Below are 13,817 nucleotides of genomic sequence, written 5' to 3'. Positions count from 1 at the left end.
GCTCGGCCGAAAATAGCCCTGTAAATAGACCGGCGATTATACGCACAAGTCACCTTGGAGGCTGCGATGCTGGAAAACGCGACGTACGATTGTCCTTATTGTGGTGAAGCGGTCGATACAACGGTGGACCTGTCTGGAGGGGATCAGACCTATATCGAGGACTGCCAGGTCTGTTGTCGGCCGATCGTTTTTGATCTGCAGGTCCACGGGGATGAGTGGATGCTTGAAACCCGTACTGAAAACGACTGACAGGTACGCCCATGCAGCGAATCTACGAGCCGGAAAACCTGATGGAGGGCGAGCTGTTGCAACAGATGCTCGCCAGCGAGGGCATCGAGGCGCACCTGGTGGGCCGGCATTTGCTCGGCGGCACCGGCGAGCTGCCGATTTTCGGGCTGCTGGGCCTGGAAGTGGACAACGACCGTGCGGCCGATGCCCGTGAGCTGATCACGGCCTATATCGGCGCACAACCCCTGCCCGGCGATGAACCCGACAGCTTCCCCGACGTGCTGGTCTGTTAGGCTGTTGTTCGGTTTACCCAAGAGTCGTGTTGCCCCATGTGTGGACGTTATGCCCTGTTTCGCTGGAACCCTGCCTTTGCCGCCTTGCCGGGCTTTCCGGCCGACCAGCAGGCCCAGTGGAATATTTCTCCGAATGATTCGGTGCTGATTCAGCGCGCCATCGACGGCCAGCGCACCCTGGCCCGTGCACGCTGGGGCCTCACGCCGCCGTGGCTGACGGACCTTTCCCGCACGCCCGCCCACGCTCGTGCCGAAACCCTGGCCGAACAACCGATGTTTCGCGAAGCCTTTCGCCAGCGCCGTTGCCTGCTGCCCGCCAATGGCTTCTACGAATGGCGCGGTACCCAGCGCAAGCGCCCGTATTGGCTGACCCCGGGGGAGGGCTCCACGCTGTTTTTTGCGGCGATCTGGGAAGCCTACCCGGTGCAGGAGCAAGTGTGGCTGAGCACGGCGGTGGTGACGCAGCCGGCGCAGAACCAGCGGCGGCCGCTGATCCTGGATGCGGCGGGGCAGGAGGCCTGGTTGAACCCGGAGACACCGCTGCATGCGCTGCAAGCGTTGCTGGCCAGTGAGCCCTTCGCATTGCGCGAACGGGTGTTGGCCAATATGGTCAATGATCCCAAGCTCAATGGGCCGGAGTGCCTGACCCCGGCTTGAATTTCTCTGTTGTCTGTTCTGGCCTCTTCGCGAGCAAGCCCGCTCCCACATTTTGAAGGCGTTCACAGATCAAAATGTGGGAGCGGGCTTGCTCGCGAAGGCGGCCTGATGAACGCCGCAGCTCTTTAAACTTTGAACTGGTTGATCAGCCTCCGCTGCTGCTCCGCCAACTTGGTCAAATCCGCACTGGCCGCACTGGACTCATCCGCGCCGCCCGCCACTTCATTGGCCACTTGGCCGATATTGATCACGTTGCGGTTGATGTCCTCGGCCACTGCGCTTTGCTCCTCGGCCGCGCTGGCGATCTGGGTGTTCATGTCGTTGATCACCGACACCGCCTGAGTGATCGTCTCCAGCGCCTCGGCCGCCTTGGCCGCATGTTGCACGCTTTCATCGGTGCGGTTCTGGCTGTCTTCCATCACCCGCACCACGTCCCGCGTGCCTTGTTGCAGCTGCTGGATCATGGTCTGGATTTCTTCGGTGGCCTTCTGGGTTTTCTGCGCCAGGTTGCGCACTTCATCAGCCACCACGGCAAAACCACGGCCCTGCTCGCCGGCCCGCGCCGCCTCGATGGCGGCGTTGAGCGCCAGCAGGTTGGTCTGCTCGGCAATCCCACGGATCGCGGTGAGGATGGCGTTGATGTTCTCGCTGTCTTTGGCCAGGGTTTGCACCACGCCCACTGCCTTGCCGATTTCCTCGGCGAGGGCGCCGATGGAGGTGGAGGTGTCGCGCACGATGCGCATGCCCTGGCTCGCCGCCTGGTCGGCATGGCTGGCGGCCTGAGCGGCCTGGGTGGCATTGCGTGCTACGTCTTGCGCAGTGGCGGTCATCTCATGCACGGCGGTCGCGACCTGGTCGATCTCCACCATCTGTTTATGCACGCCCTGGTTGGTGCGAATCGCGATGTCGGCGGTATGTTCCGACGAGTCGCTGACCTTCTGCACCGAACTCACCACTTGGGTGATCATGCCCTGAAGCTTGATCAGGAAGGTATTGAAGCCGCTGGCAATTGCGCCCAGCTCATCGGCGCGATCGCTGGTCAGGCGGCGGGTCAGGTCACCTTCGCCCTGGGCGATATCGTTGAGCATGGCCACCATTTGTTTGAGCGGGCGGGCGATACCGTGGCCCACCAGCCAGATCACCAGCAAGCCGATGCCGGCGATCAGCAGGCCGACCATGGCCATGCCGAAGGTGTCGGTCTTGCGTTGGGCTTGCAGGTCGCTTTGCAGCTTCTGCGAGTCGGCCATCACCGCGCTGAGCGGCAGTTGCAGCATCAGGGTCCAGCGGGCTTCGGCCTGGCCGATGTTAAACGGCAGGAACAGTTCGATGTGCCCGTGTGCCTTGTCGATGTCGTAGCGCACTTCGCCGACTTTCAGTTGGCTGAGGTTGGCCAGTTCGTTGCTGTCGAGCAGGTCGGAGGCTTTTTCACCGAGCTTGCTGGCGTCCTTGGTATAGGCCACCAGGCGTCCGTTGCTGGAGATCAGGGCCAGTTCGCCAGCGCCGTTGTAGAGGTTCTGGTCGGCGCGGGTGAGCATTTCCTGGATGAAGTTCACCGACAGGTCGGCGCCGACGATGCCCTGGAAGGTGCCATCGATCATGATCGGTTCGATAAACGAGGCCAGCATCACCATGGCGTTGCCCACCTTATAAGGGGCGGGGTCGATGGCGCAGGGTTTCTTGGTTTCCTTGGAACACAGGTAGTACTCACTGGCGCGCACGCCGGTGGAGAGGATGTTCTGGTCGTTGACGTCGGCCAGCTTGTCCAGGCCCAGGCTGCCATCGGCGTTGCGGTACCACCACGGCAGGAAGCGGCCGTCGGCGGCCATGCCGACGATGGGGCTGTTGATGTAGGCAGCGTCGTTGTGGTCGATCGCGTTGGGTTCCCAGCCGATGTAGGCGCCGAGGATCTTCGGGTTGCGCACCACGGTTTCATGCAGCAGGCCGATCAACTGTTCGCGGCCGATCTGCAGGGCCGGCTCGCCCTTGGCGTCTTTCATGCCGAGCAGGGCATTGGTGGTGGCCAGGCCCTTGGCCGTCACCAGGGGCGCTTCCAATTCACGCTGGATCAGCGTGGCCTGGGTTTGCGCCAGGGTGGTGAGGCGTTGTTCGATGATTTGCTCGAACTGCGTCTGGGTGCGTTCCTGCACCATTTCCTGGGTGCGTGCGCCGGCAAACAAGGCGTAGAGCACCAGTACTGCGACCACGCTCAGCACGATGGCCCCGGTCAGTGCCGCGACAGAAAACTGAATCGACTTGAATTTCATGAACGCTCCGGACGCAGGGGGAGATTGGCTGCTTTTTTGTATCGGCCACGGGGTCGGGAGGCTTAAGGCTTGTCCTACAAAATAGTGCGGGGTGTCGCAAATGAGACTTTCGTTGCCGCAGTGAAGGTGTGGGATGTATCCGAAATCCAGCGGTTACACGTCTGGTGTATCTGGCGCCAATACAATTGACCGCCTACGATACGCGGCATGTTTTCAGGGAGCGTGTTCATGAAGAAGTCTTGGGCGGTAAGTGGTTTGGTTGCGGCGTTGCTCATGGCGGGTTGCCAGGCGGTCAACACCACCAGTGGCGGCGCAGTAGGCGTTGAGCGCAAGCAATATATGTACAGCATGTTGTCGAGCCAGGAAGTCGACCAGATGTACGCGCAGTCCTACCAAAAGACGTTGACCGAGGCCAGTGGCAAGGGCGTTGTCGACAAGACCAGTGCCAATGCCAAACGCGTGCAGGCCATTGCCAAGCGTTTGATCGTCCAGGTGCCGGCTTTCCGCCCGGATGCGGCGCAATGGCAATGGGAAGTGAACTTGATCAAGAGTGACGAGATCAACGCCAACTGCGGGCCGGGCGGCAAGATTTTTGTCTATAGCGGGCTGATCGAAACGCTCAAGCTGACCGACGATGAGTTGGCGGCGGTAATGGGCCATGAAATCGCCCACGCCTTGCGCGAGCACAGCCGTGAAGCCATGTCCAAGGCATACGGTATCGAGATGGCCAAGCAGGGTGCTGCCGCGATCTTTGGCCTGGGTCAGAACAGCATGGCACTCGGTGATGCAGCCGTTCAGTACGGCATGACCTTGCCCAACAGTCGCGCCAATGAAAACGAAGCTGACTTGATTGGTTTGGAGTTGTCCGCTCGTGCCGGCTACAACCCGAACGCAGCGATTACCTTGTGGAACAAGATGGCCAAGGCTTCGGAAGGCGCGCCTCCTGAGTTCATGAGCACACACCCGGCTTCCGACAGCCGAATCGCTTCGTTGCAAGCCGCGATTCCAAAAGTGATGCCGCTGTACCAGCAGGCCAAAAAATCCTGATGCTCCAGGTTCGCTGATGATCCAAATGTGGGAGCTGGCTTGTCGGGTCGCCGCACCGCTGCGATAGCATCGGCTCGGTTCATCTGCTAGACCGAGTTGCCTGCATCGCAGCGATGCGGCGACCCGACAAGCCAGCTCCCACATTGGATTGGGTTTACAGATCTAGATCCAGCCGCTGCTCTGCATGGCCTTGTACACCGCCACCACGGCCAGGATAAAGAACGCCGTGGCTGCCAGTCGGCGAATCAAGGTCAGCGGCAGTTTCTCCGCCGCGAAATTCCCCGCCAATACCACCGGCACGTTGGCAATCAGCATGCCCAGGGTGGTGCCGATGATCACCAGCCACAACTCCGGGTACTGCGCCGCCAGCATCACCGTGGCGATCTGCGTCTTGTCACCGATTTCCGCCAGGAAGAACGCAATCAACGTGGTCAGGAACGGCCCGAATTTGCGCGTGGTGCTGGCTTCGTCATCGTCGAGCTTGTCGGGTACCAGGGTCCACAAGGCCGTGGCGCAGAAACTCGCCGCGAGGATCCAATGCAGCACCGCATCCGAGAAGAAGCTTCCGAACCAGGCCCCCACGGCACCGGCCGCCGCATGGTTGGCCAGGGTCGCTGCGACGATGCCGGCGATGATCGGCCAGGGCTTGCGAAAGCGTGCGGCAAGGATGAGCGCGAGCAGTTGCGTCTTGTCGCCGATTTCGGCCAAGGCAACGATTGCGGTAGGTACGAGTAATGAATCCAGCATCAGGTAGGTTTCCAGGGGCGGGTCGACACGGCTATGACACGTACAGCCTTCCCGCCCCGGGTAAGGTGTGCGTGTCATAGGTCTTGTCAAACCCCGGTCCGTCTGTGCGGACTCCTGGGTCGCATACGCCATGGTCTGCTGACCAAGTATGTTGACGTATGCCGGACGAGCGTGGCGCTCGTGGGAGACTACTCCCCTAGGACGGAGCGGATTCTGCCTAGGCAAAACCCATTCGGCAAGCCTTCTTTTTCAAACGCCCGTCAGCCGCGCTTGGCACGGTAAATGCGGAAACCATTGCCTTCGGCCTTGATTGCGCACACGCCCAGATGCTCTTCGATCAGCGGTTGGTACTTGAGGAAGCTGTTGGCAACCAGGCGAAGTTCGCCGCCTTTTGCCAGGTGTTTCGCCGCTTTTCGCAGCAGATTTTCCGTAGCGAAATAATCTGTGTGCACCCCGACATGGAACGGCGGGTTGCTCAAAATCGCGTTCAAACCCATTGGCGCGGCGTCGATTCCGTCACCGGTCAGCACCTCGGCTTCCAGACCATTGGCAGCCAGCGTCAGGCGGCTGCTGGCGGCGGCGAAGGCATCCACATCGAGCAGGGTCACGTTGTTGTGCGGGTAGCGACGTTTGACCGCAGCCCCCAGCACGCCGGCGCCGCAACCGAAGTCCAACAGGTGGCCGCTGGGCAGCTTGTCCAAGTGTTCCAACAGCAATTCGGTGCCGCGATCCAGTCGCCCGTGGCTGAACACGCCGGGCAGGCTGACCACCTTGAGGGGGCCTTCGGCCAGCGGCACATCGAACACCTGGGCCAGGCTTTCCAGTTCGACCGCGTGCGGGGCATTGGCCACGGTGACTTGCCACAACTGGCAGTGCCGCGCGTTATCCAGCTTGCGTGGCTTGCCAAACGGGATCATCTGTTTGGCGGCGCTTTCGATGCCGGCCTTTTTCTCCCCTACCAGAAACAGCTCGGCGCCGGGCAGGCGTGCGGCCACGGCGTTGAGCAGGTAGTCGGTGAGGTCCTTGGATTTGGGCAGGAAAATCACGGCGGCATCGAACGCACGGTCGGGCACGTTTACGCCGAATTGGCTGCGCTCGGGGAAGCGTGCGTCCAGGGCTGCCTGGTCGCCCGCGTGCCAGCTCCAGCCGTGGGCATTGGGCAGGCGGCCCAGCAAGTCGTCGGCAGGCAACCCGACCAGCAGCAGGTTGCCTTGAAAAAGTTCGGCCTGACGAAGCAGTACTTCACTGCGCGGATCCATGGTCTGCTCCTTGAAAAGGGGCGCAGTTTATCAACTCACGACGCGCAACGGTGCGCCGCTGAAAAAGCCCCGGGCGTTTTCCGCCAGTTGGCCGACGATGCGCTGGCGTGCCTCGCGACTGCCCCAGGCGTTGTGCGGGGTGACGATCAACCGAGGAATATCGCCGGCCAGCAGTGGGTTGCCATTGACCGGCGGCTCCACGCTCAGCACATCGGTGGCCGCGCCGCCCAGGTGACCGCTGCGCAACGCATCGGCCAGCGCCTGTTCGTTGATCAAGCCGCCGCGTGCGGTATTGACCACAAACGCGCCAGGCTTGAGCAGCGCCAGTTCACGGGCGCCGATAAAGTCGCGGGTATGTTCGTTGAGCGGGCAGTGCAGGGTCAGTGCGTCCACTTGGGCCAGCAGCTCATCCAACGGCACGCGATCGGCGCGGGCAGGGCGCCCTGGAATCGCACCGAGCAGCACGCGCATGCCGAAGGCCTCAGCCAGGCGCGCTACCGCGCCGCCCAACTCGCCGTGGCCGAGCAGGCCGAGGGTTTTGCCTTCCAGCTCGACAATCGGGTGGTCCAGCAGGCAGAACTGCTTGGCTTGCTGCCATTTGCCGGCGCTGACATCCCGTTGATAGTCCTTCAAGCGCGTGGCCAGGTTGAGCAACAGCATGAGCGTGTGCTGCGCCACCGACGGCGTGCCGTAGCCCTGGCAATTGCTCACGGTGATCCCGTGCGCGCGGGCGGCGTCGAGGTCGACGTTGTTGGTGCCGGTGGCCGACACCAGGATCAGCTTGAGTTCCGGGCAGGCCGCCAGGGTGTCGGTGCTGAGGGCGATCTTGTTGCTGATGACGACGTGGGCGCCTTGCACCCGTTCAACCACGTTCTGTGGCGTGGTATCCGTGTACAACTGCAACTCGCTGAAGCTGTCTCGCAGCTCGCTGAGGTCAAGGTCCCCCAGGTCCAGGGAAGGGTGATCAAGGAAGACCGCACGGCGATTGTTCGTCATCAACTGTACCTTTTGCGACAGGGTTTGAAGGCGTAATCTCCGGAGCCTATCAGATGAAATAATCAGTTACTTAATGGAGTGAGCATGTACGTCGCCGAGTTTTTGACCGTAGCCTTGATTCACTTGTTGGCGGTGGCCAGCCCCGGCCCGGATTTCGCCGTGGTGGTGCGTGAAAGTGTGACCCATGGCCGTCGCGCCGGAACCTGGACAGCCCTGGGTGTGGGGTCGGCGATTTTTCTGCATGTGGGTTACTCGTTGCTTGGCATTGGCTTGATCGTGTCCCAGTCCATCGTGCTGTTCAACGCACTCAAATGGGCGGCCGCGGCGTACCTGCTGTACATCGGCTTCAAGGCCCTGCGTGCGCAGCCCGCCAAACCACCGGTCGAAGGCGAGTTGCACCGCGAAGCGGGCGAGCGCACCCCGCGCGGCGCGTTTACCGCAGGCTTCGTGACCAACGGCTTGAATCCCAAGGCCACGCTGTTCTTCCTGTCGCTGTTCACGGTGGTGATCAACCCGCACACCCCGCTGGCGATCCAGGCCGGTTACGGCGTGTACCTGGCGGTGGCGACAGCGCTGTGGTTCTGCCTGGTGGCCATGCTGTTCAGCCAGCAGCGCGTGCGCGCCGGCTTTGCCCGCATGGGCCACTGGTTTGACCGCACCATGGGCGCGGTGCTGATTGCGATTGGGGTGAAGCTGGCGTTTACCAGCATGAAGTAAACGATATCTCTGGATGAGCACAGTCCAAATGTGGGAGCGGGCTTGCTCGCGAATACGGTGGATCAGCAATGAAGGTATTGCCTGACACACCGCATTCGCGAGCAAGCCCGCTCCCACATTGGATCTGTGTAAGGTATCGGTAATGGCTCAAAGCTAGCATTCATTGGGCGCTGCAAATCATTCCTTTGGCTGATTTGGCTGAAACATAAGGTCTCTAAAGTGCAAGTCTTCAAGCCAAGACCGTGCAGTCAGATAAGGGATTCGTATGTTGCAGACCCGTGTTATCCCACCCGCCGAAGGCGCGTACCAATACCCGCTGTTGATCAAACGCCTGTTGATGTCCGGGACCCGCTACGAGAAAACCCGGGAAATCATCTACCGCGACAAACTGCGCTACACCTACCCCACCCTGATCGAGCGGGTGGCCCGACTGGCCAATGTGCTGACCGAGGCCGGGGTGAAGGCCGGCGATACCGTGGCAGTGATGGATTGGGACAGCCATCGCTACCTCGAATGCATGTTCGCCATCCCGATGATCGGCGCGGTGATCCACACCATCAACGTGCGCCTGTCGCCGGAACAGATCCTCTACACCATGAACCACGCCGAAGACCGCTTCGTGCTGGTCAACAGCGAGTTCGTGGGGCTCTACCAGGCGATTGCCGGGCACCTGACGACCGTCGACAAGACCCTGCTGCTCACCGACGGTGACGCCAAGACCGCCGAGCTGCCAGGCCTGGTGGGCGAGTACGAAACCCTGCTGTCCGCCGCCAGCCCCACGTACGACTTCCAGGATTTTGACGAAAACTCGGTCGCCACCACCTTCTACACCACTGGCACCACCGGCAACCCCAAGGGCGTGTACTTCACCCACCGCCAACTGGTCCTGCACACCATGGGCGTGGCGACGATCATGGGCAGCGTCGACAGCGTGCGCCTGTTGGGCACCAACGACGTGTACATGCCGATCACGCCTATGTTCCACGTACACGCCTGGGGCCTGCCGTATGTGGCGACCATGCTTGGCTTGAAGCAGGTCTACCCCGGCCGCTACGACCCCGAGTACCTGGTGGAGCTGTGGCGCAAGGAAAAGGTCACGTTTTCCCACTGCGTGCCGACCATCCTGCAGATGGTGCTCAATGCCAAGGCGGCCCAGGGCGTGGATTTTGGTGGTTGGAAAATAGTGATTGGCGGCAGTGCGCTCAATCGGACCTTGTACGAAGCCTCCAAGGCCCGTGGGATTCAGCTGACGGCCGCGTACGGTATGTCCGAGACCGGGCCGCTGGTGTCCTGTGCCCACCTCAATGAAGAGCTGATGGCCGGCACCGAGGATGAACGCACCACCTACCGCATCAAGGCCGGTGTGCCCGGGCCGCTGGTGGAGGCGGCAATCATCGACGCTGACGGCAACTTCCTGCCTGCTGATGGCGAGTCCCAGGGCGAGCTGGTACTGCGGGCGCCGTGGCTCAGCGAAGGTTATTTCAACGAGCCTCAGAAGGGCGCCGAGCTGTGGGAAGGCGGCTGGATGCACACCGGTGACGTGGCCACGTTGGATGCATTTGGCGTGATCGATATCCGTGACCGCATCAAGGATGTGATCAAGACGGGCGGGGAGTGGATCTCGTCCCTGGCCCTGGAAGACCTGGTCAGCCGACACCCGGCGGTACGTGAAGTAGCGGTAGTGGGCATTGCCGACCCGCAGTGGGGCGAGCGTCCGTTTGCCTTGCTGGTGGTGCGTGATGGCCATGTGATAGGTGCGCGGGAGCTCAAGGAACACCTCAAGCCCTTCGTTGAATTGGGCCACCTGAGCAAGTGGGCGATTCCGAGCCAGATCGCGGTTGTTACTGAAATTCCCAAGACCAGCGTAGGAAAGCTCGACAAAAAACGTATCCGCATCGACATCATCGAATGGCAGGCCAACAACAGTACGTTCCTGTCCACCCTGTGATGCTTTCCGCCGCGCCCGTTCGGGCGCGGCAATGCTCTATCTGGCGCCTTCACTTGTGATTTGCCGATTTTCAGCCATCCTTGCCCCGCCGACCTTTGTCGGCATGGCGAAAGGGTTGCGGCAGACGGGTCGGTGATGCAAATCACACTTTAGAGGGATCAAGCGATACCCCCTGCTGGCTATAGTCCTTCCCAGAGTTTTTCAAGGATGTTGCGCTTCGGGCCATGGGGGCTCGGTTGCCGTCCGGCATTGGAATCGTTGTATTCCGGCCGTTACATGCATCTGTAAGAAAAAGCTCACTGCCATAACAATAATGCACATGGAGTAGCGTCGATGACCTCAGTAAACCAGTTCTGGCGCCGGGCAAGACTGCCCTTGGCCGTCAGTCTCGCTTCTACGCTCGCCGGGCCCGCATTCGGCGTCAGTTTCAACATCGGTGAAATCGAAGGCAGCTTTGACTCCTCCCTGTCGGTGGGGGCGAGCTGGTCGACGGCCAAACCCAACCAGGATCTGATCGGGGTCAACAACGGCGGCAAGGGCCTGTCCCAGACCTCCGATGACGGCCACTTGAACTTCAAGCGCGGGGAGACGTTCTCGAAGATCTTCAAGGGCATTCATGACCTGGAACTGAAATACGGCGACACCGGCGTGTTTGTGCGCGGCAAGTACTGGTACGACTTCGAACTCAAGGACGAAAGCCGTCCGTTCAAGGACATCAGCGACAACAACCGCAAGGAAGGCGCCAAGTCTTCTGGCGGGCAGATCCTCGACGCCTTCATCTACCACAACTACAACATTGCCGATTTGCCGGGCAACGTGCGTTTCGGTAAGCAGGTGGTGAGCTGGGGTGAAAGTACCTTCATCGGCGGCGGCATCAACTCCATCAACCCGATCGACGTGTCCGCATTCCGTCGCCCGGGGGCCGAGATCAAGGAAGGCTTGATTCCGGTCAACATGTTCTACGTGTCGCAAACCCTCACCGACAACCTGTCGGCCGAGGCGTTTTACCAGCTGGAATGGGACCAGACGGTGACCGACAACTGCGGCACGTTCTTCTCGCAGCCCGATATCGTGTCCGACGGTTGCAACAACAACCTGCGTGTCTTGAACAAGCGCTCGACCATCCCGACGGCATTCCTGCCGGCACTGGCTGCCCGTGGCGTAGACATCAACAACGAAGGCGTCTTGGTGCGTCGCGGTGGCGACGACGATGCGCGTGACAGCGGCCAGTGGGGCGCGGCGCTGCATTACAACTTCGAACCACTGGACACCGAGTTCGGCGCGTACTTCATGAACTACCACAGCCGTGCGCCGATCTTCAGCGCGCAAGCGGCTTCCCAGGCGGCGTTCAACAGTGCGGCACCGTTGGGCCAATTGGCACCGTTGGTCGTGGCGGGTAACTCCCGGTACTTCATGGAATACCCGGAAGATATTCGCCTCTATGGCCTGAGTTTCTCCACCACGCTGCCTACCGGCACCGCCTGGAGTGGTGAGTTGAGCTATCGCCCGAATGCGCCGGTTCAAATCAGCTCCACTGACATCCTGTATGCCGGTGTTACGCCTTTGCCAGGCCTGGGTGATGCGTCGATCATCAAAGGCTCGCCGGGCCAACTGCTCCACGGCTACAACCGCAAGGAAATCACCCAGTTCCAGACGACCTTTACGCACTTCTTCGATCAGGTCATGGGCGCCAGCCGCCTTACGCTGGTGGGCGAAGTCGGGGTTACTCACGTGGGTGGCCTGGAAAGCAAAAATGATGTGCGTTATGGCCGCGATCCAGTGTTCGGCCCTGGCACCTTGCCCAATGGTTTCTGCCCGACGCTCAACGGGCGGACTGTCGCCGGTGCAGGCCCGGGGGCCGATGCCAGCAACGTCTCCGCCAACTGCAACAACGACGGTTTCACCACGTCCACCTCGTGGGGCTACCGTGGTCGTGCCATCTGGGAATACCCGGATGTGTTCGCCGGCGTGAACCTCAAGCCGAGCGTTGCCTGGTCCCATGACGTCAAAGGTTATTCGCCAGGTCCTGGTGCCAACTTCGAAGAAGGTCGTAAAGCGGTCAGCCTGGGTCTGGATGCGGAATACCAGAACACCTACACCGCCAGCCTGAACTACACCAACTTCTTCGGCGGCGACTACAGCACCGTGAATGACCGCGACTTTGTCGCCCTGAGCTTCGGCGTGAACTTCTAAGCACACACTCTTTTTGCAGTCTGTATTTCAGGAAGACCAGAACATGAAAATAACCAAAAGTCTGTTGCACGTGGGTGTGCTTGGGCTGTCGATCCTGGCGAGCAACGTCATGGCGGCAGTGTCGGCGGATGAAGCCGCCAAGCTGGGCACGACCCTGACGCCGATGGGCGCCGAGATGGCCGGTAACGCGGCGGGCACCATTCCGAAATGGTCGCCGCTGCCCACCAACGCCGGCGCAGTCGACGCCCGTGGTTTCCTGGCCAACCCGTATGCCAGTGAACAACCGCAGTTCACCATCACCGCGGCAAACGTCGAACAGTACAAAGACAAGCTGGCGCCGGGGCAGTACGCAATGTTCAAGCGCTACCCGGACACCTTCAAGATGCCGGTCTACCCGACCCATCGCGGCGCCACCGTGCCGGCGGATGTGTTCGCGGCCATCAAGAAGAACGCCACCACCACTAACCTGGTGTCGGGCGGCAACGGCCTGGAGAATTTCGAAACCGCCGTACCGTTCCCGATTCCAAAAAGCGGCGTGGAGGTCATCTGGAACCACATCACCCGTTATCGCGGTGGCAGCGTAACCCGCCTGGTAACCCAGGCCACGCCGCAAACCAACGGCTCCTTCAGCCTGGTGTATTTCAAAGACCAGTTCGTGTTCCGCGACAAGATGAAAGACTTTGACCCGAAAAACCCGGGCAACGTGCTGTTCTACTTCAAGCAGCAAGTGACCGCGCCGGCCCGCCTGGCCGGTGGCGTGCTGCTGGTGCACGAAACCCTGGACCAGGTGAAGGAGCCGCGTTCGGCGTGGGTCTACAACGCCGGCCAGCGCCGTGTGCGCCGGGCGCCGCAAGTGTCGTATGACGGCCCGGGTACTGCCGCCGACGGCCTGCGTACTTCCGACAACCTCGACATGTACAACGGCGCACCGGACCGCTACGACTGGAAGCTGGAAGGCAAGAAAGAAATCTACATCGCCTCCAACAGCTACAAGATCGACGATCCGAAGCTCAAGTACGCCGACATCATCAAGGCCGGTCACATCAACCAGGACCTGGCGCGTTACGAGTTGCGCCGCGTCTGGCACGTAGTCGCCACTTTGAAGGAAGGCCAGCGCCACATCTACGCTAAGCGTGACTTCTTCATCGACGAAGACACCTGGCAAGCCGCGGTGATCGACCATTACGATGGCCGTGGCCAACTGTGGCGCGTCGCCGAAGCCCATGCCGAGAACTACTACGACAAGCAAGTGCCGTGGTACGCCCTGGAAACCCTCTACGACCTGCAGTCCGGCCGCTACCTGGCCCTGGGCATGAAGAACGAAGAGAAACAGGCCTATGACTTCGGCTTCACCGCCACCACCAGCGACTTCACCCCGGCGGCCCTGCGCCAGGATGGCGTCCGCTAACCCGCGATAATTCGCCAATGTAGAAGCTGGGCTTGTGTGGGAGCTGGCTTGCCTGCGATA

Annotated in this window: 12 protein-coding genes, 1 pseudogene and 1 riboswitch; of the genes and pseudogenes, 8 read left to right on the top strand and 5 right to left on the bottom strand. The window is 61.0% G+C overall.

Going from position 1 to position 13,817, the window contains the following annotated elements; genetic code table 11:
* Positions 1 to 66 precede the first annotated feature (66 nt).
* From M2394_RS06620 to M2394_RS06610, 3 genes are read left to right on the top strand one after another with little or no spacing between them, the layout of a single operon-like run.
* Complete coding sequence (locus M2394_RS06620) at positions 67 to 249, top strand: CPXCG motif-containing cysteine-rich protein (protein ID WP_259171941.1); 183 nt, start codon at positions 67 to 69, stop codon at positions 247 to 249.
* 11 nt (positions 250 to 260) lie between these two features.
* Positions 261 to 521 carry a putative signal transducing protein gene (locus M2394_RS06615; RefSeq protein WP_095183856.1) on the top strand — a complete coding sequence of 87 codons (261 nt, stop codon included), beginning with the start codon at positions 261 to 263 and terminating at the stop codon, positions 519 to 521.
* 36 nt (positions 522 to 557) lie between these two features.
* Entirely contained in the window at positions 558 to 1,178 is a 621-nt protein-coding gene (locus M2394_RS06610) for an SOS response-associated peptidase (protein ID WP_259171940.1), read from the top strand.
* A 125-nt stretch (positions 1,179 to 1,303) separates the two neighbouring features.
* On the opposite strand, the gene M2394_RS30440 is transcribed toward M2394_RS06610, so the two are convergent.
* The gene (locus M2394_RS30440; protein WP_371319328.1) at positions 1,304 to 2,047 is read right to left on the bottom strand and encodes a methyl-accepting chemotaxis protein; all 744 of its coding nucleotides are present in this window, start codon (positions 2,045 to 2,047) and stop codon (positions 1,304 to 1,306) included.
* Positions 2,048 to 2,161: 114 nt separating this feature from the next.
* Positions 2,162 to 2,356 (bottom strand): annotated as a pseudogene (locus M2394_RS30435) (HAMP domain-containing protein); the annotation flags it as partial.
* 1,314 nt (positions 2,357 to 3,670) lie between these two features.
* Here M2394_RS30435 and M2394_RS06600 point away from each other — a divergent pair.
* Positions 3,671 to 4,489: a M48 family metallopeptidase gene (locus tag M2394_RS06600; RefSeq protein WP_178922737.1), complete on the top strand. Its 819-nt coding sequence runs from the start codon at positions 3,671 to 3,673 to the stop codon at positions 4,487 to 4,489.
* 162 nt (positions 4,490 to 4,651) lie between these two features.
* Here M2394_RS06600 and M2394_RS06595 read toward each other — a convergent pair whose 3' ends face one another.
* From M2394_RS06595 to M2394_RS06585, 3 genes are all read right to left on the bottom strand, one after another.
* Positions 4,652 to 5,236, bottom strand: coding sequence for a TMEM165/GDT1 family protein (locus M2394_RS06595; protein WP_101266603.1), 585 nt, complete (start codon positions 5,234 to 5,236; stop codon positions 4,652 to 4,654).
* Between the two features lie 89 nt (positions 5,237 to 5,325).
* A riboswitch (yybP-ykoY riboswitch) is annotated at positions 5,326 to 5,445 on the bottom strand.
* Between the two features lie 51 nt (positions 5,446 to 5,496).
* Positions 5,497 to 6,495 carry a class I SAM-dependent methyltransferase gene (locus M2394_RS06590; protein WP_259171939.1) on the bottom strand — a complete coding sequence of 333 codons (999 nt, stop codon included), beginning with the start codon at positions 6,493 to 6,495 and terminating at the stop codon, positions 5,497 to 5,499.
* A gap of 30 nt (positions 6,496 to 6,525) precedes the next feature.
* The gene (locus M2394_RS06585; RefSeq protein WP_259171938.1) at positions 6,526 to 7,491 is read right to left on the bottom strand and encodes a 2-hydroxyacid dehydrogenase; all 966 of its coding nucleotides are present in this window, start codon (positions 7,489 to 7,491) and stop codon (positions 6,526 to 6,528) included.
* A gap of 84 nt (positions 7,492 to 7,575) precedes the next feature.
* Here M2394_RS06585 and M2394_RS06580 point away from each other — a divergent pair, with 84 nt between their 5' ends.
* The 4 genes from M2394_RS06580 (at position 7,576) to M2394_RS06565 (ending at position 13,757) form a co-directional block, all read left to right on the top strand.
* Complete coding sequence (locus M2394_RS06580; RefSeq protein ID WP_176995052.1) at positions 7,576 to 8,208, top strand: LysE family translocator; 633 nt, start codon at positions 7,576 to 7,578, stop codon at positions 8,206 to 8,208.
* A gap of 265 nt (positions 8,209 to 8,473) precedes the next feature.
* The gene (locus tag M2394_RS06575) at positions 8,474 to 10,156 is read left to right on the top strand and encodes a fatty acid--CoA ligase (RefSeq protein ID WP_259171937.1); all 1,683 of its coding nucleotides are present in this window, start codon (positions 8,474 to 8,476) and stop codon (positions 10,154 to 10,156) included.
* A 333-nt stretch (positions 10,157 to 10,489) separates the two neighbouring features.
* The gene (locus tag M2394_RS06570; RefSeq protein WP_178922748.1) at positions 10,490 to 12,349 is read left to right on the top strand and encodes a DUF1302 domain-containing protein; all 1,860 of its coding nucleotides are present in this window, start codon (positions 10,490 to 10,492) and stop codon (positions 12,347 to 12,349) included.
* 43 nt (positions 12,350 to 12,392) lie between these two features.
* Positions 12,393 to 13,757 (top strand): DUF1329 domain-containing protein, encoded by a 1,365-nt coding sequence (locus M2394_RS06565; protein WP_178922750.1) that lies wholly within the window; start codon positions 12,393 to 12,395, stop codon positions 13,755 to 13,757.
* Positions 13,758 to 13,817 lie beyond the last annotated feature (60 nt).

This window comes from Pseudomonas sp. BIGb0164, assembly GCF_024810135.1.
Taxonomy (GTDB): Bacteria; Pseudomonadota; Gammaproteobacteria; order Pseudomonadales; family Pseudomonadaceae; genus Aquipseudomonas.
The sequence above is the reverse complement of the archived record's forward strand: the minus strand, read 5'-3'. Positions and strand labels throughout refer to the sequence as shown.

Bases quoted from the DNA above. Each gene is read 5' to 3' on its own strand.
- M2394_RS06565 (WP_178922750.1), top strand. From the start codon at position 12,393: ATGAAAATAACCAAAAGTCTGTTGCACGTGGGTGTGCTTGGGCTGTCG.
- M2394_RS06585 (WP_259171938.1), bottom strand. From the start codon at position 7,491: ATGACGAACAATCGCCGTGCGGTCTTCCTTGATCACCCTTCCCTGGAC.
- M2394_RS06610 (WP_259171940.1), top strand. From the start codon at position 558: ATGTGTGGACGTTATGCCCTGTTTCGCTGGAACCCTGCCTTTGCCGCC.
- M2394_RS06575 (WP_259171937.1), top strand. From the start codon at position 8,474: ATGTTGCAGACCCGTGTTATCCCACCCGCCGAAGGCGCGTACCAATAC.
- M2394_RS06615 (WP_095183856.1), top strand. From the start codon at position 261: ATGCAGCGAATCTACGAGCCGGAAAACCTGATGGAGGGCGAGCTGTTG.
- M2394_RS06570 (WP_178922748.1), top strand. From the start codon at position 10,490: ATGACCTCAGTAAACCAGTTCTGGCGCCGGGCAAGACTGCCCTTGGCC.
- M2394_RS06590 (WP_259171939.1), bottom strand. From the start codon at position 6,495: ATGGATCCGCGCAGTGAAGTACTGCTTCGTCAGGCCGAACTTTTTCAA.
- M2394_RS06595 (WP_101266603.1), bottom strand. From the start codon at position 5,236: ATGCTGGATTCATTACTCGTACCTACCGCAATCGTTGCCTTGGCCGAA.
- M2394_RS06620 (WP_259171941.1), top strand. From the start codon at position 67: ATGCTGGAAAACGCGACGTACGATTGTCCTTATTGTGGTGAAGCGGTC.
- M2394_RS30440 (WP_371319328.1), bottom strand. From the start codon at position 2,047: ATGGTGGAGATCGACCAGGTCGCGACCGCCGTGCATGAGATGACCGCC.
- M2394_RS06600 (WP_178922737.1), top strand. From the start codon at position 3,671: ATGAAGAAGTCTTGGGCGGTAAGTGGTTTGGTTGCGGCGTTGCTCATG.
- M2394_RS06580 (WP_176995052.1), top strand. From the start codon at position 7,576: ATGTACGTCGCCGAGTTTTTGACCGTAGCCTTGATTCACTTGTTGGCG.